This window comes from Pseudooceanicola sp. (assembly GCF_029213205.1).
GTDB lineage: Bacteria > Pseudomonadota > Alphaproteobacteria > Rhodobacterales > Rhodobacteraceae > Pseudooceanicola.
Map to the genome: position 1 here is coordinate 1 of NZ_JARGNH010000016.1, position 24,943 is coordinate 24,943.

The window sequence follows — 24,943 nt, forward strand, 5'->3', positions numbered from 1 at the left end:
GCAGATACCAGCTTGAATCATGCCTGCGCGGCGATGCGAATCCCATTTGGCAACACGGCCCAGTGGCGTCCTAATCATCTCATGCGCCGCGCTTGTTTGCTGCGTTTGATACATAAGGCCGAAAATATCCCCGCCGGAGGCCACCGGTGGACCGGCCTCGATGGCCCGGACGCCGATTCCGCGCGCGACGGCCAAAGCCGACGCAATTCTTGTCAGAAGCGCCTCAGCCCACGTCGGTCTTGCCGCGGCGATCGGCGCGCAGCGCGGCATAGAGCACATGGGTGCGCCAGCGCCCGTTGATCTGCAGATAGCTCTGCGCCACGCCTTCGTATTTAAAGCCGCAATGTTCCAGCAAGGCCCGCGACGGCACGTTTTCCGGCAGGCAGGCAGCCTCGATCCGGCTCAGATCCATTCGCTGAAAGGCGTGATGCACCACCGCAGTGATCGCCTCGCGCATATAGCCCTGGCGGGCAAAGCTTTCGCCGATCCAATAGCCGAGGGTCCCCGCCTGCGCCGGGCCGCGGCGGATATTGTCCAGGGTGATCGCGCCGAGCAATTGCTCATCCTCGCGGCGGCACAGGAACAGCGGCACCGCAGTGCCGCCGGTGACCGAACGCTGCGCCCAATAGACTCGGTTGGTAAAGGATTTGCGGCCCAGGTGGTCGGTGGCCCAGATCGGCTCCCAGGGTTCCAGGAATCCCCGGCTCTCCCGTCGCAGCGCCGCCCAGGGCCGCCAATCGGCATGAATCGGTGGGCGCAGCACCATGCGATCGGTGTCGATCCGCATCTTGCGCCGCGGCCGCAACATCATGCGGCGCGCCTTGCCTGCAACGCCTCCAGCCCGAGCGCATCGCCCTTCGGACCGTAGAGGGCCAGCGCCACCGACGCGTCGCTCACCAGGGCTTGCCCGTAGCGGCGGATGTCGGCGGTGGTGACCGCGTCGATCTTGTCCACCACCTCATCCAGCCCCGGCACCCGGTCCCAGATCTGCAGCATGCGGGCCAACCGTTCCGCCCGGCTCGAGGGACCTTCCAGCCCCATCAGCAGCCCGGCCTTCATCTGCGCCCGGGCACGGGCGACCTCCTGATCGCTCATATCCTCGGCGGCGCGCTTCATCTCGTCCACCGTCAGCTCGGCCAGGCCCTTGACCTGATCCGCACCGGTGCCGGCATAGATCGTGGTCATCCCGGTGTCGGAATAGGCCCCGGCCTGGGCATAGATCGTGTAGCACAGCCCCAGTTTTTCGCGGATTTCCTGAAACAGCCGCGAGGACATGCCGCCACCCAGGGCCGTGGCATAGATCTGCGCCGCATAGGCATCGGGGTCGCGGTAATCCGGGCTTTCAAAGGCCAGCGCAAAATGCGCCTGCTCCAGCTTCTTGATCTTGCGCATTTCGCCGCCGCGAAACCGCGCCGGGGTCACCGCCACCTGTGGCTGTGCCGCCATATCGCCGAACAGGCCCTCCGCCAGATCGACTATCGCCGCGTGATCGACCGCCCCCGCCGCCGAAAGGATCATCTGCCCGGGCCCGTAATTCTGCGCCACGAAATCCGACAGATCGGCGCGGGCAAAGCCGCGCACCCGCTCGGCCGGGCCCAGAATGCTGCGCCCCAGCGGTTGATCCGGATAGGCCTGTTCCTGCAGCCAGTCAAAGATCACGTCGTCCGGCGTGTCCAGCGCCTGGCCGATCTCGGACAGGATCACACCGCGCTCGATCTCGATCTCGCTGGCCTCAAAGGTCGGATTGCGCAGGATATCGGCAATCACATCCATCGCCAGCGGCACATCGGCGGCCAGAACCCGCGCGTAATAGGCCGTCACCTCGCGTGAGGTATAGGCGTTGATATAGCCGCCGACATCCTCGACCGCCTCGGCAATTTCCAGCGCCGACCGGGTCGCAGTGCCCTTGAAGGCCATATGTTCGAGGAAATGCGCAATGCCGTTCTGCGCCTTGGTCTCGTTGCGCCCGCCGGCCGCCACCCAGATGCCCACCGCCGCCGATTGCAGCCCGGGCATCGCTTCGGTGACGATACGGAAACCATTGGAAAGCGTGTGATATTCAGTGGTCAATGTGAGCGCCGTTCTCGGATCAGGGATTGCAGGGCTGACAGGTCATTGCTGGCCCGGGTCACCCGCTCTGGTCGGTCATACAGGTTTGCCATGAACCGGGGAAGCCCCGGGCGCTGGCCAGTTGCCGCTTCGACCGCATCGGGGAATTTCGCCGGATGGGCGGTGGCCAGGGTGATCATCGGCACCGCCGGATCGCGCTGTTCCTCGGCCACTTTCACCGCCACCGCGCTGTGCGGGCAGAGCAATTCTCCGGTCGCCTCCAGGGTGCGGGCGATGGTGGCGGCGGTTTCCGCCTCCGAGGCGCGGCCGCTGTCGAAATGCTCGCGCAGCGCCTGCAGCGCACCCTGGCTGACGGTAAACCCGCCACCAGCCAGCTCCTGCATCAACTGCGCCACCGCGCCGCCATCGCGGTCATAGGCGTCAAACAACGCCCGCTCGAAATTCGAGCTGACCTGAATATCCATCGACGGGCTGATCGAGGGCACCACCTGGTCGGTCAGGTAGGCGCCGCCGGTCAGACAGCGGTGCAATATGTCATTCTGGTTGGTGGCGATCACCAGCCGGTCGATCGGCAGCCCCATCCGCTTGGCGATATAGCCCGCAAAGACGTCGCCGAAATTGCCGGTTGGCACGGTAAAGCTCACCTTGCGATGCGGCGCGCCCAGGCTGACGGCGGCGGTGAAGTAATAGACCACCTGCGCCAGAACCCGCGCCCAGTTGATCGAATTGACCCCGGCCAGCCCGACCTCGTCGCGAAAGGCATGATCGTTGAACATATCCTTCAGCCGCGCCTGGCAATCGTCGAAATTGCCGTCCAGCGCGATGGCATGGACATTTGCCGCTGCCGGGGTGGTCATCTGACGGCGCTGGACTTCGCTGACCTTGCCATGCGGATAGAGGATCACCACATCGACATTGTCGAGCCCGGCAAAGGCCTCGATCGCCGCCGATCCGGTGTCGCCGCTGGTGGCCCCGACGATCGTCACCCTTTGGCCCGACCGCGCCAGCGAAGCACGGAACAGTTGGCCGATCAGCTGCATGGCGAAATCCTTGAACGCCAGGGTCGGGCCGTGGAACAGTTCCAGCAGGAAATGATTGGCATCCAGCTGCACCAGCGGCGCCCGGGCGACGTGGTCGAACCCGGCATAGGCGGCGGCGATGATCGCCCGAAACTCGGCCGCGTCAAAGGCCTCGCCAATGAATGGCAACATCACCCGAAAGGCGGTCTCTTCATAGCTCAGCCCGGCCAGGGCGGCGATCGCATCGGCGCTCATCTCTGGGATGGTCTCGGGCACATAGAGCCCGCCGTCACGGGCGAGGCCGGTCAGCATCGCCTGTTCGAAACCCAACGTCGGCGCCTGGCCACGGGTGGAGATATAATTCACGGTCGTCCCTCACTCACTTTGCGCATCCGATAGACCAGAAAACCGGTCATCGCCAGCCAGATCGCGGCGAGGGAAAACCAGGTGATGGCATATTGCAGGTGATCATTGGCGATGCCCTCGATCCCGACCGGCAGCGGTGTCACCCCCGGCAGATCGACTCCGCTGCGCAGCACGATCAGCACCGGCGCGCTGTCCAGATGCGCGGCCAGGCTGCTCACCTCGCGGGCGAACCACAGGCCTTTGGCGGGATCGGGCTCCGGGGTAAAGCTGTCCACCTCATCCGGCCAATGCAGATTGCCAATCAGCTCTACCTGGCCTTGTGGCATCACCGGCACCGCTTGGGCGACCGGCAGAAACCCCAGATCCAGCAGCACCCGGCGCCCGTCGGTGGTGAAGGGCACGATCAGGCGATACCCGGCGCCGACAGTCTTGCGGCTGGCCAGCACCCGGATCACCCCGGTGCCGATCTCGCCACGCGCCCGCACTGGCAGATACCGGTTCAGCTGCGGATCCGGCACGGTCGGCAGCGGCACCGGTTCGGCGGCAATATGGGCCGCGATATCGTCCAGCACACCCTCTTTCCAGGCCAGCCGCTGTACCTGCCAGAATCCCAGGCCCAGCAGCACCGCAACGCCGCCCAGCCCAATCACCGCAACCATCAAAATGCCGCGCACTTTGCCACCCTCAATAGCCGGAGGCGCGAAGAACCCCCCGCGCCCCCTTCATCTTGCTCAAAATATTCCCGCCGGAGGCAACGCCGCGGCAGCGGCGTCCCCTGAAGCGGCTTTAGCCGCCCCAGACATAGACCGCGGCGAACAGGAACAGCCAGACCACGTCGACGAAGTGCCAATACCAGGCCGCCATCTCGAAACCGGCATGGTTTTCCGGGGTGAAATGCCCGGCATAGACCCGCAGCAGGCAGACGAACAAAAAGATCGTCCCGATCAACACGTGAAAGCCGTGGAACCCGGTCGCCATAAAGAAGGTCGCGCCGTAGATGTTCCCGGCAAAGCCAAAGGCGGCGTGGCTGTATTCATAGATTTGGAACACGGAGAACAGCGCGCCCAGTACAATCGCCAGGATCAGACCCCATTTGATGTCTTCGCGGTTGTCCTCATGCACCAGCGCATGGTGCGCCCAGGTTGCGGCGGCACCGGAGCACAGCAGGATCAGCGTGTTGATCAGCGGCAGGTGCCAGGCGTCGAAGGTTTCGATTCCCGCCGGCGGCCATTGTCCGTCGATCATCGGGCTCTCTGGCCCCATCGGATAGATCGCGTGTTTGAAAAAGGTCCAGAACCACGCCGAAAAGAACATGACCTCTGACATGATAAACAGGATGAACCCGTATTTCAGGCCCAGCCGCACCACCGGGGTGTGGTCGCCTGCCTTGTTCTCGGCAACCGTTTCTGACCACCAGGCGAACATGACATAGAGCACCATCGCAAAGCCGATGAGCAGCATCCAGGGTCCGCTGTCGTGGAAGAACAGCACCGCCCCGAAAAGCATGATGAACGCCGAAATCGCCCCGAGGAGCGGTTGGATCGACGGGGTAAGGATGTGATAATCGTGGTTCTTTTCGTGCGCCATTTCGGTCCCTCGTTGGAGCCTCTTAGTTCAATGCCGGCCGGTCCGATGTGTCCGGCGCAGCGGCCGAACCCTCGGGCAGATCGGTTTGGTAGAATGTATACGACAGGGTGATGCGATGAACATATTTCGCGTCCCGGTCGGTGACGATTTCCGGATCGACATAAAAGGTCACCGGCATCTCGACCCGCTCATGCGGTTGCAACACCTGCTCGGTGAAGCAAAAGCAGTCGATCTTGGTAAAAAAATTCCCGGCCTCGTATGGCGCGACATTGTAGCTGGCCGACCCGGCGACCACCTGGTCGGTGGGATTGTAGGCCTCGTAGAACGCCAGCCCGGTCTCGCCGATCCGCAGCACCATATCGCGCTGAACCGGCTTGAACTGCCAGGGCATACCGGGGGCGGTATTGGCGTCAAAGCGGATCTTGATGGTTTGATCCAGGATCACGTCGCTGCCCGCATCGGCGGTGTTGGTGATGCCACCAAACCCGGTCACCCGGCAGAACCAGTTGTAAAACGGCACCGAAGCCCAGGCCAGCGCGCCCATGATCACCACCGTGCCGACGGTCGCCAGCACTGTCTTGGTGGTGCCTTGCATCGCCATTACTTGTCCCCTCCGGCGGCTTTGGGCGCATTCGAAAAATCGGTGCGCGCAACCTTGACCATGGTCAGGCCGAACACCATCGCCACGAAAGCGGCCAGCACCAGGCCAAGGCCCAAGTTGCGGCCGCGGCGGCGCTTGTGCAGTTCATGTTCGACTTGAATTGCCATCACCAGCCCCCCAGTCCCCAGGGCCGCAACGCGGCCTCGGCCAGAATCGCCCCGAAGTGCAGGAACAGATAGAGTAGAGACAGCGCGAAAAAGCGTTTCTCGACCCGATATTTATCGGCCACGGCGTGGGTTTCGTCGCGGCGCAGGATATCGACCGCGCCTTTGACAAACGCCAGGTTCAGCAGCACCGATACGGCCAGATAGATCGGCCCGCTAATCGCGGTGAACCCGGTGCCGATCGCCAGCGGCGCCAGGATCAGCGTGTAGACCAGAATGTGCCGCCGGGTGGCGCGGCGGCCGTGGGTCACGGTCAGCATCGGCACGCCCGCGGCCTCATAATCGGAATTCATGAACAGCGCCAGCGCCCAGAAATGCGGCGGAGTCCACATGAAGATCAGCGCGAACATCAGCACCGATTCCACCGACACGCCACCGGTCGCCACCGCCCAGCCGATCATCGGCGGGAAGGCGCCCGCGGCACCACCGATCACGATGTTCTGCGGCGTCCAGCGTTTCAGCCACATCGTATAGACGACCGCGTAAAAGAAGATGGTAAAGGCCAGCAGCCCCGCCGCCAGCCAATTCGCCGCCAGCCCCAGCATCACCACCGCAAAACCCGACAGCGTCAGCCCCAGCGCCAGCGCATCGCCCCGGCTGACCTTGCCCGCCGGGATCGGCCGCCGCGCGGTGCGCTTCATTACCGCGTCGATGTCGTGGTCATACCACATGTTCAGCGCGCCCGAGGCGCCGCCGCCCACCGCAATGAACAGCACCGAACAGAAGGCGACGAAAGGATGCACCGGCACCGGCGCGGCCAACAGGCCAACCGCCGCCGTGAACACGACAAGCGACATCACCCGCGGCTTGAGCAGGGCGAGGAAATCGCCGAACTCCGCCTCGAGCGGGTCTGTCTCTGTGTTGATGCTTGCGTCGCTCATCTCTGATGGCCTTTCGGGCGCCGCGCCACTTTTGATGGAGCGGGCCGGATCATTGCTTCACCGCCCGAAATCAGAGGGCGTTTACATCGACATATTCGCCGGCGGCCTGAGTGGCAGCGATCCAGGCGTCATACCGCGCCTGCGACACCACTTTGACCGCGATCGGCATATAGGCATGGTCCTTGCCGCAAAGCTCGGAACATTGGCCAAAGAACACGCCTTCAACCTCGGGCTTGAACCACAGCTGGGCAATCCGCCCCGGCACCGCGTCCTGTTTCACCCCAAAGGCGGGCACCGTCCAGGAATGGATCACATCGCTGCCGGTCACATCCATGACGATGACCTTGTTCACGGGCACCACCACCGCATTGTCGACGGCCAGCAGGAATTCATCATCCCTGTAGCCGGATTTGATCAGCTTGGCCTTCATCGCGTCGGATAGGATATAGGCCTCGGCGCCCGCCGTGTCGTCTTCGGCGGTCATCGTGGCGGGCTGGCCGATCATGTAGCTGTCAAAGGTCACATCGTCGAAATCGGTGTATTCATAGCTCCAATACCATTGGTTGCCGGTCACCTTGATGGTGATGTCACCCTCCGGAATTTCCTGCTGCTTGAACAGGACCGGCAGCGAAAACACCCCGATAACGACCAGGATCATCACCGGGAGAATCGTCCAAACCACCTCGACCGGGGTGTTGTGGGTGAATTTCGCCGGCTTCGGGTTGAACCGGCTGTTATAGCGCAGGATCACCACGAACAGCAGCGCGACCACGAGTAACACGATCGCCGAGATGATGACCAAGATCATCCCGTCCAGCCATTGCTGGTCGCGCGCCAGTTCTGTGGCTGCGGTTTGAAAGCCTAAGCCGCCACTGTGCGGTTTTCCGATGACGCTTCCGTCTTGCGCTGCCGCGGGCAGAGCGGTTGCCGCCAGAAGGGCGAAGAGGCTGGTAAATGTTCGCATTATGCACCCTGATGATTGAGCGTTCCGCCGCGGTTCGGCCCATATTGGCCCGCGCCACGTTGTTTGTCGCAGCTTAAAACCATATTCTGACACGAACGACAACAATTGCGCTTGCGGCAAACGGACGCTTTTCTTGATCTGGATCAAATGCCGCGGTCGCGAAGCAGAGGTTTCAGCATGTCCAACACCCCTTTTCGCCCATTTGACACCGCCCTGGACGAGGATCGGGCCCTGGCCCATCTGCGCACCGCTGTGGCCGGGGCCGATGATGGCGAGCTGTTTCTGGAACGCCGCCGCTCCGAAGTTCTGGTGTTTGACGATGGCCGGATCAAGACCGCCAGCTATGACGCGTCCGAGGGATTCGGCCTGCGCGCGGTGCAGGGCGAGGTGGCAGGCTATGCCCATGCCACCGAAATCAGCGAAAGCGCGCTGAAACGCGCAGTGGAAGTCACCCGGCTTGCGGTGGGCGATGGCGGCGGCAGCCTGGCGCCGCCGCCGCGCGCCACCAATCGCCGCCTTTATGCGGATCTCGACCCGATCTCTGGCGCTGAATTTCCGGTCAAGGTCGAGACCCTGCGTGAGATCGATGCCTTTGCCCGCGATCTGGACCCGCGCATCGTGCAGGTTTCAGCGACCATCGCCGCCTCTTGCCAAGAGGTCGAGATTCTGCGCCCCGAAGGCCTTAGGGTGCGCGATGTGCGACCGATGACCCGGGTCAATGTCTCGGTCATCGTCGAACAGAACGGGCGCCGAGAATCCGGTTCTGCCGGCGGCGGTGGCCGGGTTGGCCTCGACGGGCTGCTCGACCCCACCGATTGGCAGGCCAAGGCGCGCGAGGCGCTGCGGGTGGCGCTGGTCAACCTCGATGCCGAATCCGCCCCCGCCGGGGTGATGGATGTTGTGCTCGGCCCCGGCTGGCCCGGCATTCTGTTGCACGAGGCGATCGGTCACGGGCTGGAGGGCGATTTCAACCGCAAGCAAACCTCGGCTTTTGCCGGGCTGCTGGGCCAGCGAATCGCCGCGCCCGGGGTCACGGTGCTGGATGATGGCACCATCCCGGACCGGCGCGGGTCGATCACCGTCGATGACGAGGGCACGCCGAGCGGCAAGAATGTGCTGATCGAGGATGGAATCCTGGTCGGGTTCATGCAGGACCGGCAGAACGCCCGGCTGATGGGCGTGGAGCCAACCGGCAACGGGCGCCGCGAAAGCTATGCCCATGCGCCGATGCCGCGAATGACCAACACCTATATGCTGGGCGGCGAGGCCAGCCGCGAAGAGGTGGTGGGTGAGCTCAAGGATGGTATCTATGCGGTCGGGTTCGGCGGTGGCCAGGTCGATATTACCAACGGCAAATTCGTGTTTTCCTGCACCGAAGCTTACCGCGTGAAAAACGGCGTCGTCGGCGCCCCGGTCAAGGGGGCCACCCTGATCGGTGACGGTGCCACCGCGCTGAATCGGATCCGGGCGCTCGGCAATGACATGGCGCTGGATCCGGGCATGGGCAATTGTGGCAAGGCCGGGCAATGGGTCCCCGTCGGGGTCGGCCAGCCAACGGTGCTGATCGGCGGGCTGACGGTGGGTGGATCGGCGGTCTGAGCCCCGTGGCCTGTCATATGGCCGACTGAAACCGCTGATCCGGGTCGTCTCACAGAATATTCCCACGCGGTTAACCATGCGATTCACGCTTGGTTAACCGCGCATCGGCTATGCCTGAGTCTGCAAGCAGGCGGAGTCACGATGGCCGTGGATACACATCCTTCCACTCACCCCCCACTCCCACCCACCACGGAAGATGAGCGTCTTTCGTGGCTCCGTCTCTTACGCTCGCGGCGGGTCGGAATCGTTACCTTTTACCGGTTGCTCACCGAACACCAATCCGCCCGTGCGGCCCTCGTCGCCCTGCCCGACATCGCTAGGGCGGCGGGGGTCTCCGGTTACCAGCCCTGCCCCGAGGCCGTGGCGCTGGCCGAACTGCGGGCCGCCGCCCAGGCGGGCGCCCGGATGATCTGTGTCGGTGCGCCGGACTATCCCGTTGACCTGCTCGACATCGACGACCCACCACCGATCCTCTGGGCGATTGGCGACCTCGGGGTGCTGGCCCGGCCAAAGATCGGGATTGTGGGGGCGCGCAATGCCTCCTCGCTTGGCACCAGGATGGCGCGGGCGATGGCCACCGATCTGGCCGAATCAGGGCTGGTGATCGTCTCGGGCCTGGCGCGCGGCATTGATGCGGCGGCGCATCACGCCAGCCTCGCCAGCGGCACGATCGCAATGATGGCCGGGGGTGTCGACATGCTTTACCCGGCGGAAAACGCCGACCTGGCAAGCAAGATCATCCAGACCGGGCTGCGCCTGTCGGAACAACCGATGGGGATGCAGCCGCAAGCGCGGCATTTTCCGCGCCGCAACCGGCTGGTCTCCGGCCTGTCGCGGGCGGTCGTGGTGATCGAGGCGGCGGCGCGGTCCGGCAGCCTGATCACCGCCCGCACCGCATTGGATCAGGGGCGCGAGGTGCTGGTGGTGCCGGGTCATCCGATGGACGCCCGCAGCGCCGGCTGCAACATGTTGATCCGCGACGGCGCCCGTCTGGTCCGCAATGCCGCCGATGTGATCGAGGCGCTGCCACCACAGGCGGCAACACGCGATCCGGTTCAGACGGCGCTGGCACTGGACACCCCGGTTCCATCGGCCCCGCCCCCGGGCGCGCCGCGAAAGCGCAGCCTGCGTGAAACCGCCGCGCTGCACAGCGAGATCCTGAACCGCCTTGGCCCGACTCCGCTGGCTGAGGACCAGTTGATCCGCGACCTCGGAGAGGAACCGCGCCGAATCGCTCCGGCGCTGGTCGATCTGGAACTCTCAGGCCAGATTCTGCGCCAGTCCGGCGGCCTGATCTCGCGGGTTCCGAGCAACGCCTGAGCGGAAGCAGACCGGCCACCGCCCCGACATTGCCACCCGACCGGCCGTGCCGCCGCGCGGGTCGAAACCCGGCCCAATCCTGCCGGGCAGTGTGGATTCCCCGAAATCCGCCGCGCGGCATTGGTCGAGTTGACATCCACCCGACATTGCTCACATGGTCCGCCGCCAACAGGTTATCCCCGACTCGAAAGGACTGCGTATGCCCGTTGTCGTGGTGGAATCCCCGGCCAAAGCCAAGACAATCAACAAGTATCTTGGTGCCGATTACACGGTCCTCGCCTCTTATGGTCACGTTCGCGACCTGCCGCCAAAGAATGGGTCGGTGGACACCGAACATGATTTTGAGATGAAATGGGAGATCGCCGCAGACAGCCGCAAACATGTCAAAGCCATCGCCGATGCGCTGAAGACGGACAATGCGCTGATCCTCGCGACTGACCCCGACCGCGAGGGCGAGGCGATTTCATGGCACCTCGAAGAGGCGCTGCGCGCCCGCAAGGCGATCAACAAGGACACGCCGGTCAGCCGGGTCGTGTTCAACGCGATCACCAAGACCGCGGTGACCGAGGCGATGAAGAATCCGCGCCAGGTCGATGCGCCGCTGGTTCAGGCCTATCTGGCCCGCCGGGCGCTGGACTACCTGGTCGGCTTCAACCTGTCGCCGGTGCTCTGGCGCAAACTGCCGGGCGCAAAATCCGCCGGGCGGGTGCAATCGGTCTGCCTGCGGCTGATCGTCGAGCGCGAGATGGAGGTCGAAGCCTTCCGGCCGCGCGAATACTGGACCGTAAAGGCGCTGCTCGGCACCCCGCGCGGCCAGGAATACGAGGCCCGGCTCACCCTTCTCGCCGGCAAAAAGCTTGAGCGCTACGACATTGAGAACGCCACCCAGGCCGAACTCGCGGTGCAGGCGATCACCTCGCGCGATCTCTCGGTCAAATCGGTCGAGGCGAAACCGGCCAGCCGCAATCCGTCGCCGCCATTCATGACCTCGACCCTGCAGCAAGAGGCGAGCCGCAAGTTCGGCATGGGCGCCCGGCAGACGATGAGCACGGCGCAGCGGCTCTATGAGGCCGGGCATATCACCTATATGCGGACCGATGGCATCGACATGGCGCCGGAGGCGGTGATCGCCTGCCGCGACGCGATCAAGGACCGCTTTGGAGCCGAATATGTGCCAGGCGAACCGCGGGTCTATAAAAACAAGGCCAAGAACGCGCAGGAAGCGCATGAATGTATCCGCCCGACCGAGATGACCGCCGACGCGGCCACGCTGAACATCACCGATACCGATCAGCGCAAGCTTTACGATCTGATCTGGAAACGCACCTTGGCCTGCCAGATGGAAGGCGCCCGGATGGAACGCACCACCGTGGTTATCGGCAGTGCCGATGACCAGGTCGAGCTGCGCGCCTCCGGTCAGGTGGTGCTGTTCGACGGCTTTATGAAAATCTATGAAGAAGGCCGCGACGACGCTGTGGTCGATGATGACGACAAACGCTTGCCGCAGATCCAGCAGGGCGAACAGGCCACCAAATCCAGCATCACCCCGGACCAGCACTTCACCCAGCCGCCGCCGCGCTACACTGAGGCGACGCTGGTCAAGAGGATGGAAGAGCTGGGCATCGGACGCCCCTCGACCTATGCCAGCATCGTCACCACGATTCAGGATCGTGGCTATGTGATCAAGGACAAGAACCGGCTGCTGCCCGAAGACAAGGGGCGGCTGGTGACCGTGTTCCTGACCAATTATTTCCGTCGCTATCTGGAATATGATTTCACCGCCGAGCTGGAAGAAGAGCTGGACGATGTCAGCGCCGGGGAACGCGACTACAAGGATGTTCTGGCCCGGTTCTGGCGTGATTTTTCCGCCGCGATCGCGGAAACCGCCGAGCTTCGGATCACCGATGTGCTGGAAAAGATCAACGAGGTGCTGGAACCGCACCTGTTCCCGCCCAACGAAGATGGCACCGATCCACGCCTCTGCCCGAATTGCGGCGCGGGCCGTCTGTCGATGCGCACCGCGCGCGCCGGTGGCGCCTTTATCGGTTGTTCGAACTACCCCGAATGCCGCTATACCCGGCCCTTCGGTCCGCCCGACGCCGAGGCCGAGGCCAGCGCGATCCCGCCGGACGGCAAATTGCTGGGCGAGGATGAGGGCGACGAGATCCGCGTCTTCAAGGGCCGCTTTGGTCCCTTCGTGCAGCGCGGGCCGGTCACCGAAGAGAACAAGAAACCGCCGCGCCAGTCGGTGCCCAAGGAATGGAATCCCGAAGAGCTGACACTGGAACCGGCGGTGCGCCTGTTGCAACTGCCGCGCCTGATCGGCCCACACCCCGAGGACGGGGTCAATGTCTGGGCCAATATCGGTCGCTATGGCCCCTATATTAAACATGCCGAGAGCACCTCGAACCGCGGCGGCACCAATGCCAATCTCGAGGGGCTGGACGAGGTCTGGACCGTGGGCATGAACCGCGCGGTGCAATTGCTGGCCGAAAAGGTCGCCAGCCGGGGAGCGCGGGGCAAGGCCGCGGTGCCGATCCGCGAATTGGGTGAGCATCCCGACGCGGGCGGGCCGGTGGCGATCTATGACGGCAAATACGGGCCCTATGTGAAATGGGACAAGATCAACGCGACGATCCCCGACACCTTCGAGGTCGACAAGGTGACGATCGAACAGGCGGTCGAATGGATCGCCGAAAAAGCCGTCAAAAAGGGCAAGAAGGCCCCGGCGAAAAAGACCGCCAAGGCCAAGCCTGCCAACGCCAAGCCGACCAAGGCCAAGCCTGCCAAGGCGAAGAAGGCCTAGGCGGGGTACACTGATCGTTCAGGCGGCGGCGGGCGCAGTGACCCGCGCCGCCGCCACGCGGCCGAACACCAGCCACAGGGCGAAGCCGATTTCGGCCAGCGTCACCAGGACCAGCAAAGCGATCCGCAGCATCCCCAGCCAGTCGGCATCCGGCGCCGCAAAGGCGTGGATCGAATCCAGCAGATAGCCCAAGCCGCCCAGGCTCAACGCCTGCCCCAGCACGCGGGGAAACCGGCCCGAGCGCGCCACCAATTGCCCCAGCAGCAGCAAATGCGCGGTAAAGAACACCTGCCAGATCCAGACGCCGCCGTCATGCATCGCCAGCAGCAGCCCGGCCAGATCAAGGCGCTGCGCCGCTGACAGGCTGCCCAGCCCGAGGTCGGGCCGCACCAGCGCCATCGCTCCGATGTGAAAGAACAGCATCGCCGCCATCACCGTGACCATGGCAAACCGGGCCAGCGCGGCGGCCAGCGACAGCGTCGCATTCACCGGGCGGAACATGAAAAACAGCATCGCCGTCACCATGATCTCGGCCAGCATCATCACTAGGTCACCCGCCAGCCCGAGGTGAAACAACCCCGGATGCGCCGCGATATTGGCAAATGTTGCCGCCGGATCACCGGCGACCTGCAATTGCGATGGCACATAGGCAATCGAAAAGCCGCCCGCGACGGCGATGATCAGATAGAAGACGCCTGCCAGCCTTGCATAGCCGCGCGATTGGGCGTTCTCAAAGAGGTGCATGTCGGTGTCCTTTCTGCGTCCGATGTCTGTGAGACCGGATCTAGCCGCGCCGCATTCCAACGAAAATTGACTTAATTCGTCTTTTTGATATGCGTAAATGCATGCATTGGGACGGCACGACTTTTGACTGGAACCGGGCGCGGGCCTTCCTCGTCACCGCCGAAGAGGGTTCGCTCTCGGCTGCGGCGCGGGCGCTTGGCCTCACCCAGCCGACCCTTGGCCGCCAGGTCGAGGCGCTGCAGCACGAATTGGGTGTGGTGCTGTTTGAACGGGTGGGCCGCGGCCTGACCCTCACCCCGGCGGGGCGCGATCTGCTGACCTACGTGCAACGGATGGGCGAGGCGGCGAACCAGCTGAGCCTGAAGGCGGTGGGTCGAAACGCGGATCTTGCCGGCAAGGTGGTCATCGCAGCGAGCGAGGCGGATGCCGCCCTGATCCTGCCAGCGATCCTCGCGGATCTGCGGCGGCGCGCGCCGCGGATTTCCGTGCAGGTCGTCGCCTCTTCCGATACCACCGACCTGCTGCGCCGCGAGGCCGATATCGCGATCCGCAACTTTCGCCCCACCGAACCCGATCTGATCGCCCGCAAGATCCGCGACGCCAATGCCCGGCTCTATGCCACGCCCGGCTATATTGACGCGGTTGGCCCGCTCGACACCCGTGCCGACCTCAGCCGCGCCGCCTTTGTTGGCCTCGATACCACTGGCCGCCTGATGACCCGGCTCAACAGCCTCGGCCTGTCGCTGAGCGAAGCGAATTTTCCGCTGGTATGTGACAGTTTCCTGGTGATGTGGGCAATGGTGAAACAGGGGCTGGGCATCGGCATCCTCGACGACCGGATGGCAAGGGTCGATGCGTCGGTCCGCCAGATTCTGCCGGATCTGGCGCCGGTCAGTTTTCCGATCTGGCTGGTCGCCCATCGCGATGTTCTGACCAACCCCCGGCTGCGTCTGATCTATGACCTCCTCGCCGAAGCGCTGGCCTAAGCTGCGCCATGGCGCTGGCGCCGCGTCGCAGCATTCCGTTGACTCCCAGCCCGCAGGTCGGCAAGACAGAAGCAAACGACCAAGGAGGTTCCTGATGAAGAAGGTCTACGGCTCTGCGGCCGAGGCGCTGGATGGCGTGCTGTTTGACGGCATGCTGATCGCGGCGGGCGGTTTCGGCCTCTGTGGCATCCCCGAATTGCTGATCGCGGCGATCCGCGATGCAGGCACCAAGGATCTGACGGTGGCCTCCAACAATGCCGGGGTCGATGACTTCGGCCTGGGCGTGCTGTTGCAAACCCGGCAGGTGAAAAAGATGATGTCCTCCTATGTCGGGGAAAACGCCGAATTCATGCGCCAATATCTGAGCGGCGAGCTGGAGCTGGAATTCAACCCCCAGGGCACCCTGGCCGAACGGATGCGCGCTGGCGGCTCCGGCATTCCCGGGTTCTATACCAAGACCGGCGTCGGCACCGTCATCGCCGATGGCAAAGAGGTCAAGACCTTCGACGGTCAGGATTACATCCTGGAACGCGGCATTGTTGCCGATCTGGCCATCGTCAAGGCCTGGAAGGCCGATGAGACCGGCAATCTGGTGTTCCGCAAGACCGCGCGCAATTTCAACCCGCCCGCCGCGATGTGCGGCAAGGTCTGCGTCGTCGAGGTCGAAGAGATCGTGCCAACCGGCGCGCTCGACCCCGATGCGATCCATCTGCCCGGCGTCTATGTGCACCGGCTGATCCAGGGCGAACACGAGAACCGGATCGAACAGCGCACCACCCGCAAGAAGGAGACCGCGTAATGCCCTGGGACCGCAACCAGATGGCCGCCCGCGCGGCCGAGGAACTTCAGGATGGGATGTATGTGAACCTCGGGATCGGCATCCCGACCCTGGTCGCCAATTACGTCGGCGACAAGGACATCACCCTGCAATCGGAAAACGGCATGCTTGGCATGGGCCCCTTCCCCTTCGACGGCGAGGAAGACCCGGACCTGATCAACGCCGGCAAGCAGACGATCACCGAATTGCCGCGCACCGCCTATTTCGACAGCGCCACCTCCTTCGGGATGATTCGCGGCGGCAAGATCGCCGCGGCGATCCTCGGCGCGATGGAGGTCTCCGAGGATGGCGATCTGGCGAATTGGATGATCCCCGGCAAGCTGGTCAAGGGCATGGGCGGCGCAATGGATCTGGTCGCGGGTGTCGGCCGGGTGATCGTGGTGATGGACCATCAGAACAAGGCGGGCGAAACCAAGGTTCTGAAATCCTGCACCCTGCCGCTGACCGGCAAGGCGGTGGTCGATCTGATCATCACCAATCTCGGGGTGCTTGAGGTGGCCGAGGGCGGCCTCAGGATCCTCGAACTCGCCGATGGTGTCAGCGAAGCCGAGATGCGCGCCGCAACCGAGGCAACCATCCTCGCCTGATCCCCACCAAAACAAGAGTCCCATACGCCGCCCCGGCCGGGCGGCGTTTGGCAGTCTTCATCACTTCATCTTGCCAGAAATATTCCCGCCGGAGGCCACAGCGACAGCGGGCTCAATGCCCGGTGGCGCTGTCCCCTGCGCGACGCCAACGGCGGCGCAATGCCGATCTCGATGCCCCGGTCAGCTCGGAAACGAAAACACGCAGCCATCCGAAATCAGCTGTGGCCGGGTCCGGCAGAGGTTCCGCGCCACCTCGAAGGCGGCCAACACCTTGGGCACATAATCCCTTGTCTCGGCATAGGGGGGCACACCGCTATGGGTCTTGATCGAATTCTCGCCCGCATTGTAACCGGCCAGCACCAGGATCGGGTCGCCGCCGAAGCGGGTCATCAGCATGTCGAGAAACGCCACCCCGCCCTTGATATTGTCCGCAGCGTTCGATCGGTCGGCGACGCCAAAGCGTTCCGCCGTGGCCGGCATCAACTGCATCAACCCGGCCGCCCCGGCGCCGCTGACCGCATCCACCCGGCCCGCGCTTTCCACCGCGATCACCGCCAGCACCAGCGCGGGCGAGACATTGGTGCCCGCCGTGGTCAGCAGAATATCCGCCTGATGCGCCCTGGCGATCTGCATCAGGGTGCCGAGTCGCGGTGCGGGCACCCCGGCGCCGCTGGGCGGGGCCGCGATCCGGCGCAGGGCCGGCTCCAACCGCCCCGGCCCGCTGGCCGTCAGATCCGGCGAGATCGCCTCCCAGAACCAGGCCAATTGCCCCGGTGCCGCGCCGACCGCCACGCTCGCCTTGTCGGTATCGGCCTCGGTCTTGGGTTTGGCCCTGGGCTTGGGTGGTTTCAGAGCGTCGCCGGGCTTGATCTGAACGGTGATCCGTCGCTTGGCATCGGCACGCGGCGGTTTCACCCTTTTGTTGGTGAAATCACCAAACCCGGTCTGCACCTCGGCCTGTGCCGGGGCGGTGACGGCTGTCATCATCGGGGCCGACATGGCCAGCCCGACGACAAACGCCAGGGGAATCGGTAACCGCATATAGGAACGCCTGTCTGTGATCGCTGCCTGTCAGGGCTGTTTCGCCCCCTTGTTATTGTCTGACACTATCTCAGATTCTGGTTAACCGCGCCAGAAATCGATTGGAATCACAACCTCGACGCAGGTTTTTACGCCACAGAACCTGCCCCTTCCGGTTACTCAAAAACTTTTTTGATTTTTTGTTTTGTTTACTTTCAACAGCTTAATCAGTTGTTCATGCTTTTTCTGGGGGCTGTCCAATTTTGAACCAAAGGCGCCCAATTCCTGCCCCAATCCGAGGGCTTTATATCCGAGTACCGCAAGGGTGGTGCCCGAAAGTTGAGAGAGACGGGTGGCCAACAGCCTAAGCGGACGTAGCAAACCATATGATCCTTTGGAGGGACACAACATGATCAAGTTCATCAAAAATTTCCGTAAAGACGAAGCTGGCGCCGTGACCGTTGACTGGGTCGTTCTGACCGCAGCCGTTGTTGGCCTGTCCGCAGCCGCCTACACTTCGATCAAGAGCGGTGCGACCGGCCTGACCGCCAACGTTGCGACCTACATGTCGGAACAAAACCCGAGCACCACCAAGTAATCTTCGGACGCTTCGGCGATGTAAGACCCAGCCGCGCCTTGTGACAAGGCGCGGCTTTTTCGGTCCGGCGGCAGAAGGCTTGCGACGCGACCGTCTGAGACCGACACCGGGCCCTGCCCGGAGACTCGGACCCATATTTGGCCTCCGACATGGCAATGATCGGGGCAGAACGAAGGGCCAGCCCATGCACATGCTTTCATCCTTCACTTTCGCAAACCGCCTCCTGGATCGCCAGAGCTTTGCCGCCGATGAAACCGGTGCAGTCACTGTCGACTGGGTGGTTCTTTGCGCGCTGGTCGTGGCGCTGACCGTGCTGGCGCTGCAGATGATGACGACCGGCACCACCGGCCTGACCGACAGCACCGCCAGCTATATGACGGATATGGTCAAGAACTGATCCGCCGCGCCTGCCAGCGGGGCCGCCGCAGGCAGGCGCAGCAGCACATCAACCGACACCCAGAAATCAGGAATTGTCCCTTCTTTGGACACAATTCGCTGCCAGAGTCAGACTCAGATAATCAGCATCGCCCGGCAAACGCGGCGGTGCGGACAAAAGTGAAAATGAGGTAGTAACATGCGCTCGCTTTTCGGATTGGTACTCATCGCTGGCGTCGGCCTCGCCGGTTTCGCCGTCTATATGGTCAACGGCTATATGCAGACCTACGAGCAGCAGCTCGCGATGGAACGCTCACAGCGGCCCGAGTCGGTGCCCACCGTCGATGTCTATGTCGCCCAGCGCGCCCTGCGGTATGGCGAAACGCTGAAACAAGAGGACGTGCGCAAGATCAAATGGCCCCAGGACGCCGTTCCCGAAGGTGTGTTCACCGATGTGGCCGCGCTGTTTCCCGAAAACAAACCCGATCGTTTCGTCCTCCGCTCGATGGAGGTCAACGAGGCGGTCATGGCGATCAAGGTCACCGAGCCCGGCGAAGAAGCAGGCCTGACCAACCGCCTGTCCAAGGGTATGCGCGCCTTTGCCATCAATGTTGACGTGTCTTCGGGCGTGTCGGGCTTTCTGCGCCCTGGCGACAAGGTCGACGTCTATTGGACCGGTCGGGTGACCGGCGACGATTTCAATCGTTCGACGGATGTCACCAAATTGATCGAAGTCGGGGTACAGCTGATCGCGGTCGATCAGACCTCGTCCTCTGACGCAGTTCAGGCCAGCATCGCCCGGACCGTCACGGTTGCGGTGAACCCGCAGCAGGTGGCGGCGCTGGCCCAGGCACAATCCACCGGTCGCCTGTCGCTGTCGCTGGTCGGCGCCGAAGATGACACCGTGGCGCAGGCCGTCGAAGTCGATCAGAACACGCTGCTGGGGATCGAAGCGCCGAAACCCGAGGAAGTGATCCGCAAGGAAGAAAAACGGGTCTGCACCATCCGCACCCGCCGCGGTGCCGAAGTGGTGATGATCCCGATCCCCTGCCCCGATTGATCCGCAACAATGGGGCGGCCGCAAGTGGCCGCCCTTTTTGCGTTTTCCGCTGTGCAGGCGGTGCGAAAACAACCGGGCTGTTGCGACTTATCCACATAAGCAACACCGTAGAAGCCATTGTTCATTGCAAAAAAACATAACTTGCCGCAGGATGCAGCCAATCGTGGGCACCACAAGACCCGCATCTGAGGCGTGATCGGAGAGGCAGGTCACATGAAAAACGACAGATTTATCAAGGCGGCCCTGTTGGGTCTGTCTCTGGCTGTGAGCAGCATGGCCCAACCGGCCATGGCAGAACAGCTTAGAGTTCTGCACCGCGGTGCAGAGGCCAAGGTCAGCGTGGCGATGAACCGCGCGGTGGTCGTGGAAAGCGACACACCTTTTGCCGAACTTTCGATCGCCAACCCGCAGATTGCCGACATTTCGTCGCTGAGCGACCGGTCGATCTATGTTCTGGGCAAATCGCCGGGGATCACCACCCTGACGCTGCTGGATCAGAACGGTCAGTTGATCACCAATGTCGATGTGGTGGTGGCGGCTGATATCACCGAATTCAAGGAACGCCTGCGTCAGATCCTTCCCAATGAGAAGATCGAAGTGCGCACCGCGAATGACGGCATCGTGCTGTCGGGCACCGTGACCTCGTCGCAGCGCCTGCAACGGGCGCTGGACCTGGCCGAACGCTATGCGCCGGAACGGGTTTCCAATCTGATGAGCGTCGGTGGCGTCCAGCAGGTGATGCTGAAGGTCCGCTTCGCTGAAATGGAACGCTCGGTGTCGAAATCGCTGTCTTCCTCGCTGTCGCTGAAAGGCAGCGGCCTGGGCGGCAAGCTGGGCCTGTCCGGTGGCACCGGAACCAACAACAATTCGACCAGCCAGACCAGTTCTCTGGCAGGCAATATCCCCGCCAACAATACCAACAACGGCGCAATGCTGTTTGGCTTTGATGTTGGCGCGGTCGAGGTCGGCGTTCTGCTGGAAGCTCTTGAAACCAAGGGCGTGGTCCGCACTCTGGCGGAGCCGAACCTGGTTGCGCTTTCGGGTCAGGAGGCGAAGTTCCTGGCCGGTGGCGAGTATCCGGTTCCGGTGTCGCAGGACAATGGTTCGGTCTCGGTCGAATACAAACCTTTCGGCGTCGAGATGAACTTTATCCCGCGGGTGGTGGATGGCGACATCATCAACCTCGAAATGTCATCCGCCGTTTCGGCGATCGATACCAACAACGGCTTTACCCTGAACGCCTTTACCATCAACGCCTTTACCCGGCGCGAGGCGCAGACCACGGTTGAGCTGCGGGATGGGCAGAGCTTTGCGATTGCCGGCTTGCTCAAGGATGATTTCCGCGATTCCAACGGCCAGGTCCCCTGGCTCGGCGATATCCCGGTGCTGGGCGCGCTGTTCCGCAGCGCCGATTATCAACGGTCGCAGACCGAGCTGGTGATCATCATCACCGCGCATCTGGTGCAACCGACCAGCGGCGAAGCATTGGTTCTGCCGACGGATCGGGTCAAACCCCCGTCGGAAAAGGATCTTTTCCTGTTCGGCAAGGTTGCCAAGGATCAGAGCCGCAAGTTGAAGGGTGCCGCGGGCGAAGTTGCGCGGCAGGACTTCAGCGGCTCTTATGGCTATGTGATGGAGTGAGACCATGATCGTTCGGGGCCACCTCAAAGGGCTTTTGTCCGCGACCTCTCTGTTGGCCCTGGTGGCCTGCACCGGTGACGGCTATTCGACCTTCACCAACGAAGCGGGCGCGATTGTCGATGGCGGCGATTTCGGCAGCGCGACGATGAACAACACCATGATCCACAATGGGGATCGTCAATATGTCGTCAGATTGAACGACCGTTTCACCAAAGAGGTCCCCTCGACGGTGAATTTCGCATTCAACTCGGCGGTTCTGGATGCCGATGCCCAGGCCGTCCTGCGCCATCAGGCCGATTGGATCCGGCAATTCCCCGAGGTCCGGTTCCGGGTCTTTGGCCACACCGATCTGGTCGGAACGAACGCCTATAACAAGAAACTCGGCCTGCGCCGCGCGCAAGCGGTCGTCAGCTATCTGACCCGTTTCGGGATTTCCCGGTCGCGGCTTGAGGCGATGGTGTCTTATGGCGAAACCCAACCGCTGGTCGTGACCCAGGGCCGCGAACGCCGCAATCGGCGCACCGTGACCGAGGTCACCGGCTTTGTCGGTGGCGCACCGCTGGTGCTGGATGGCAAATACGCTGCCATCATTTACCGTGACTATGTGCAGTCTGGCGTCGCCGTCAGCGGGTTGAGCGGCGTGCAAATGCAGAGCGGATTGAAATCGCTGGGCGACTAAGCCCAGCGAAACAACACCGCGCTTTTTCGGTCAGTGTTGTGAATTACCCAACTAATTCATATTTTTGGCCGCATTTCCGCCCAAGTTCACTGACATCCTGACCTGAGAAACACCAAGCCCTTCTTCCGGGCAATTGGATCGGACCCCGACGTCGTAACCGCAGGAGCAGTGCGGAACCGCCGTCACCGACCAAATAGGTGGACGATGAGAGGTATTGAGGCATGACGTCGAACGCAGAAGTGCAGCAGCCGGAGCCGAGCGCGCTGATCGCGTGCACGATCCGCCGCGAGCCAGATGGCTTCGATCTGTTGATCGAAGACATGGAAGACGCGTTAGGCGAACACTGGGGCGACCTTGGGTTCTCTGAAGCACTGATGTTCTTCAATCAACCCGAAGCCACCTCACTTGAATTCATTTCGATGGCGATTGACGCCGAAGACGAGAAAAACCTGGCGCTGCTGGGTGAAATCATCGCCCAGGCCGGGGTTCATGGCATTAAGGTGATCCTGATCGCCGAAGACGTCAGCCCCTCCTCACTGCACCAATTGCTCCGCCAGGGCGCCGATGAATTCGTGCCCTACCCGCTTCCCGAAGGGGAACTGGCCGCCGCGATCTCGCGGATTCAGGCCCCTGATCCGGAACCGGAAATCGCCGCCAATGACACGACGAAAAAGAAACGGGTCAAGGGTGATCGCAATGGTGCCATTCTGGTCACCCATGGCCTGGCTGGCGGCGTCGGCGCCACCACCCTTGCGGTGAACCTGGCCTGGGAATTGTGCAATGTCGCCGGTAAGGGCGAAGACGACCCCAAGGTCTGCATTCTCGATTTCGATCTGCAATTCGGCACTGTCGCGACCTATCTCGACCTGCCGCGCCGTGAATCGGTTTATGAAATGCTGTCCGATACCGAAGCGATGGACAGCGATTCATTTCATCAGGCGATGCTGACCTTTGAGGAAAAGCTGCATGTGCTGACCTCGCCCGGTGAGATGCTGCCGCTGGATTTCGTCAGCTCGGAAGATATCAACCGGATTCTGGAAATCGCGCGGTCGCATTTCGACTTTGTCGTCGTCGACATGCCCAAGACGCTGGTCAACTGGACCGAAGCGGTGCTGAACGCCTCGCAGGTCTATTTTGCGGTGATGGAGCTGGACATGCGGTCCGCCCAGAATTGCCAGCGCCTGAAACGCGCGCTGCAAGCCGAGGAACTGCCGGTCGAAAAACTGCGCTACGTTCTGAACCGCGCCCCGACGGGCCTGGACCTGAACGGCAAACAGCGGGTGAAACGGTTGGGCGAAAGCCTGGGAATTTCGATCGAATTGCAATTGCCGGATGGTGGCAAACCGATTGCACAGGCTGGCGACCGTGGTTCGCCGCTGGGCAAATTGGCCGCCAAGAACCCACTGCGCAAGGAAATCGCGAAACTGGCCAAGTCGATCTACGCGCTCGACATGACGGCTGAAGCGGACACGGCCGACTGAGGTCGGGACAAGGGGTAATACCGATGTTTTCCAAATATAAAAAACCGGGCCAAGCGAACAAGCCAACGCTCGTTCCCATCAACAGCAGCGGCGCAGCCCCCGCAGCGCCGAGCGCGCCTGCCGCCGCGGCAGCGCAGAAACCGAAAGTCGCGCGGCGCCCGATGGGCGGCGGCACTACCGCCGCGGCCCGCCCGGCTGCCACCGACAAGACCCGCAAGCGCAAGGAACGGCTGAGCGAGATCAAACTGGAGCTGCACCGCGCCCTGCTCGACAATCTCAACCTTGCCGCCCTCGACAGCGCATCCGAACAGGATCTGCGGATGGAGATCAACTCCATCGCCACCGAAGTGCTGCAGGAAAAAGGCATCGTTCTGAACCGCGAGGAACGCTCGCATCTCAATCAGGAACTTTATGACGAGGTGAAGGGCCTTGGCCCGCTCGAAAGCCTGCTTCAGGACGACAGCATCGCCGATATTCTGGTGAACGGCCCGCAGCAGATTTTTGTCGAACGCAACGGTAAGCTGGAACTCAGCGACGTCACCTTCAAGGACGAAAAGCACCTGTTGCGGATCATCGACAAGATCGTCTCGGCCGTGGGTCGGCGCGTCGATGAATCCAACCCCTATGTTGACGCCCGTCTGCAAGATGGCTCGCGGTTCAACGCCATGGTGCCGCCGGTGGCGGTGGATGGATCTCTTGTGTCCATTCGTAAGTTCAAAAAAGACAAGCTCGGCATTGATGACCTGGTGAAATTCGGCGCCTTTTCCGAAGAAATGGCCGCCTATCTGCAAGCCGCCGTGGCCTGCCGATTGAATATCATCGTCTCGGGCGGGACCGGTTCGGGTAAGACGACCACGCTGAACGCCCTGTCGTCCTTTATCGACAACAGCGAACGTATCCTGACCATCGAAGACACCGCCGAACTTCAACTGCAGCAGACCCATGTCGGCCGAATGGAAAGCCGCCCTGCCAACGTCGAGGGCAAGGGCGCGGTGACCCAGCGCGATTGTCTGCGCAACGCCCTGCGGATGCGTCCTGACCGGATTATCGTCGGGGAAACCCGTGGCGAAGAGGTCATCGACATGTTGCAGGCGATGAACACCGGCCACGACGGATCAATGACCACGATCCACGCCAACTCGGCCCGGGACAGCGTCAGCCGTCTGGAAAACATGGTCGCCATGGCCGGGATCGAAATGCCACTCAAGGCCGTGCGTTCGCAGGTCGCCAGCGCCGTGCATCTGATCGTGCAGGCCAGCCGCCTTCAGGACGGGTCGCGCCGCATGGTGTCGATCACCGAAGTGACCGGCATGGAAGGCGAGGTCATCTCGATGCAAGAGGTGTTCCGCTTTCAGCGTGTCGGCCTTGGCCCGAATGGCAAAATCCTGGGCCATTTCACCGCCACCGGCGTGCGCTCGCATTTCTCCGAACGCTTCAAGCAATGGGGTTATGACCTGCCGCCGTCGATCTTTGAACCTGTAGCTGCGGAGTAGGGCT

26 protein-coding genes are annotated in these 24,943 nt (G+C 62.7%); 13 read left to right on the forward strand and 13 right to left on the reverse strand.

Features of this window, described 5'->3' with window-relative positions; genetic code table 11:
• The 10 genes from P1U48_RS12255 to coxB all read right to left on the reverse strand — a co-directional run.
• On the reverse strand, nt 1-195 hold a 195-nt coding region (locus tag P1U48_RS12255), incomplete at its 3' end, for a hypothetical protein (RefSeq protein ID WP_301069296.1).
• Nucleotides 196-223: 28 nt separating this feature from the next.
• The gene (locus tag P1U48_RS12260) at nt 224-808 is read right to left on the reverse strand and encodes a GNAT family protein (protein WP_301069390.1); all 585 of its coding nucleotides are present in this window, start codon (nt 806-808) and stop codon (nt 224-226) included.
• Entirely contained in the window at nt 808-2,070 is a 1,263-nt protein-coding gene (locus P1U48_RS12265; protein WP_301069297.1) for a pitrilysin family protein, read from the reverse strand. Before P1U48_RS12265 ends, P1U48_RS12260 begins: the two co-directional genes overlap by 1 nt.
• Nucleotides 2,067-3,455 carry a threonine synthase gene (thrC, locus tag P1U48_RS12270; protein WP_301069298.1) on the reverse strand — a complete coding sequence of 463 codons (1,389 nt, stop codon included), beginning with the start codon at nt 3,453-3,455 and terminating at the stop codon, nt 2,067-2,069. Before thrC ends, P1U48_RS12265 begins: the two co-directional genes overlap by 4 nt.
• Nucleotides 3,452-4,114 (reverse strand): SURF1 family protein, encoded by a 663-nt coding sequence (locus P1U48_RS12275; protein ID WP_301069300.1) that lies wholly within the window; start codon nt 4,112-4,114, stop codon nt 3,452-3,454. The genes thrC and P1U48_RS12275 overlap by 4 nt, the downstream gene beginning before the upstream one ends.
• 127 nt (nt 4,115-4,241) lie before the next feature.
• Nucleotides 4,242-5,042 (reverse strand): cytochrome c oxidase subunit 3, encoded by an 801-nt coding sequence (locus P1U48_RS12280; protein WP_301069301.1) that lies wholly within the window; start codon nt 5,040-5,042, stop codon nt 4,242-4,244.
• Between the two features lie 22 nt (nt 5,043-5,064).
• The gene (locus P1U48_RS12285; protein ID WP_301069302.1) at nt 5,065-5,643 is read right to left on the reverse strand and encodes a cytochrome c oxidase assembly protein; all 579 of its coding nucleotides are present in this window, start codon (nt 5,641-5,643) and stop codon (nt 5,065-5,067) included.
• On the reverse strand, nt 5,643-5,810 hold the full coding sequence (locus P1U48_RS12290) for a hypothetical protein (protein ID WP_301069303.1): 168 nt from the start codon (nt 5,808-5,810) through the stop codon (nt 5,643-5,645). The genes P1U48_RS12285 and P1U48_RS12290 overlap by 1 nt, the downstream gene beginning before the upstream one ends.
• Nucleotides 5,810-6,748: a heme o synthase gene (gene cyoE / locus P1U48_RS12295; RefSeq protein WP_301069304.1), complete on the reverse strand. Its 939-nt coding sequence runs from the start codon at nt 6,746-6,748 to the stop codon at nt 5,810-5,812. The genes P1U48_RS12290 and cyoE overlap by 1 nt, the downstream gene beginning before the upstream one ends.
• Nucleotides 6,749-6,818: 70 nt before the next feature.
• On the reverse strand, nt 6,819-7,712 hold the full coding sequence (gene coxB / locus P1U48_RS12300; protein ID WP_301069305.1) for a cytochrome c oxidase subunit II: 894 nt from the start codon (nt 7,710-7,712) through the stop codon (nt 6,819-6,821).
• 177 nt (nt 7,713-7,889) lie between these two features.
• Here coxB and tldD point away from each other — a divergent pair, with 177 nt between their 5' ends.
• The 3 genes from tldD to topA all read left to right on the forward strand — a co-directional run bounded on the left by tldD (nt 7,890) and on the right by topA (nt 13,437).
• Nucleotides 7,890-9,311 carry a metalloprotease TldD gene (gene tldD / locus P1U48_RS12305; protein WP_301069307.1) on the forward strand — a complete coding sequence of 474 codons (1,422 nt, stop codon included), beginning with the start codon at nt 7,890-7,892 and terminating at the stop codon, nt 9,309-9,311.
• Between the two features lie 141 nt (nt 9,312-9,452).
• A complete protein-coding gene (gene dprA, locus P1U48_RS12310; protein ID WP_301069308.1) occupies nt 9,453-10,631 on the forward strand; it encodes a DNA-processing protein DprA in 1,179 nt (392 codons plus the stop codon).
• A 199-nt stretch (nt 10,632-10,830) separates the two neighbouring features.
• Nucleotides 10,831-13,437, forward strand: coding sequence for a type I DNA topoisomerase (gene topA, locus P1U48_RS12315; RefSeq protein WP_301069309.1), 2,607 nt, complete (start codon nt 10,831-10,833; stop codon nt 13,435-13,437).
• A gap of 18 nt (nt 13,438-13,455) precedes the next feature.
• On the opposite strand, the gene P1U48_RS12320 is transcribed toward topA, so the two are convergent.
• Nucleotides 13,456-14,181, reverse strand: a complete 726-nt coding sequence (locus P1U48_RS12320; RefSeq protein ID WP_301069311.1) for a DUF4386 domain-containing protein — start codon at nt 14,179-14,181, stop codon at nt 13,456-13,458.
• Nucleotides 14,182-14,270: 89 nt separating this feature from the next.
• On the opposite strand from P1U48_RS12320, the gene P1U48_RS12325 reads away from it, so the two are divergent.
• The 3 genes from P1U48_RS12325 (at nt 14,271) to P1U48_RS12335 (ending at nt 16,592) form a co-directional block, all read left to right on the forward strand.
• Nucleotides 14,271-15,167 carry a LysR family transcriptional regulator gene (locus P1U48_RS12325; protein WP_301069312.1) on the forward strand — a complete coding sequence of 299 codons (897 nt, stop codon included), beginning with the start codon at nt 14,271-14,273 and terminating at the stop codon, nt 15,165-15,167.
• A gap of 94 nt (nt 15,168-15,261) precedes the next feature.
• Nucleotides 15,262-15,966 carry a CoA transferase subunit A gene (locus tag P1U48_RS12330; protein WP_301069313.1) on the forward strand — a complete coding sequence of 235 codons (705 nt, stop codon included), beginning with the start codon at nt 15,262-15,264 and terminating at the stop codon, nt 15,964-15,966.
• A complete protein-coding gene (locus tag P1U48_RS12335) occupies nt 15,966-16,592 on the forward strand; it encodes a 3-oxoacid CoA-transferase subunit B (RefSeq protein WP_301069314.1) in 627 nt (208 codons plus the stop codon). Before P1U48_RS12330 ends, P1U48_RS12335 begins: the two co-directional genes overlap by 1 nt.
• 180 nt (nt 16,593-16,772) lie before the next feature.
• Here the strand turns inward: P1U48_RS12335 and P1U48_RS12340 are convergent, their stop codons facing one another.
• Nucleotides 16,773-17,633 (reverse strand): lytic transglycosylase domain-containing protein, encoded by an 861-nt coding sequence (locus P1U48_RS12340; RefSeq protein ID WP_366142885.1) that lies wholly within the window; start codon nt 17,631-17,633, stop codon nt 16,773-16,775.
• Nucleotides 17,634-17,792: 159 nt separating this feature from the next.
• Nucleotides 17,793-18,035, reverse strand: coding sequence for a hypothetical protein (locus tag P1U48_RS12345; protein WP_301069315.1), 243 nt, complete (start codon nt 18,033-18,035; stop codon nt 17,793-17,795).
• Between P1U48_RS12345 and P1U48_RS12350 the strand changes: the two genes are divergently transcribed.
• From P1U48_RS12350 to P1U48_RS12380, 7 genes are all read left to right on the forward strand, one after another.
• Nucleotides 18,022-18,210 (forward strand): hypothetical protein, encoded by a 189-nt coding sequence (locus P1U48_RS12350; protein WP_301069316.1) that lies wholly within the window; start codon nt 18,022-18,024, stop codon nt 18,208-18,210. The two genes, P1U48_RS12345 and P1U48_RS12350, sit on opposite strands and share 14 nt — an antisense overlap.
• Nucleotides 18,211-18,394: 184 nt before the next feature.
• Nucleotides 18,395-18,607, forward strand: coding sequence for a hypothetical protein (locus P1U48_RS12355; protein WP_301069317.1), 213 nt, complete (start codon nt 18,395-18,397; stop codon nt 18,605-18,607).
• A gap of 177 nt (nt 18,608-18,784) precedes the next feature.
• Entirely contained in the window at nt 18,785-19,645 is an 861-nt protein-coding gene (cpaB, locus tag P1U48_RS12360; RefSeq protein ID WP_301069318.1) for a Flp pilus assembly protein CpaB, read from the forward strand.
• 213 nt (nt 19,646-19,858) lie between these two features.
• Nucleotides 19,859-21,286, forward strand: coding sequence for a type II and III secretion system protein family protein (locus P1U48_RS12365; RefSeq protein ID WP_301069319.1), 1,428 nt, complete (start codon nt 19,859-19,861; stop codon nt 21,284-21,286).
• Between the two features lie 4 nt (nt 21,287-21,290).
• Entirely contained in the window at nt 21,291-21,965 is a 675-nt protein-coding gene (locus tag P1U48_RS12370) for an OmpA family protein (RefSeq protein ID WP_301069320.1), read from the forward strand.
• A 221-nt stretch (nt 21,966-22,186) separates the two neighbouring features.
• Nucleotides 22,187-23,446 (forward strand): AAA family ATPase, encoded by a 1,260-nt coding sequence (locus P1U48_RS12375; protein ID WP_301069321.1) that lies wholly within the window; start codon nt 22,187-22,189, stop codon nt 23,444-23,446.
• Between the two features lie 23 nt (nt 23,447-23,469).
• Nucleotides 23,470-24,939 (forward strand): CpaF family protein, encoded by a 1,470-nt coding sequence (locus tag P1U48_RS12380; protein ID WP_301069322.1) that lies wholly within the window; start codon nt 23,470-23,472, stop codon nt 24,937-24,939.
• Nucleotides 24,940-24,943: the final 4 nt, after the last annotated feature.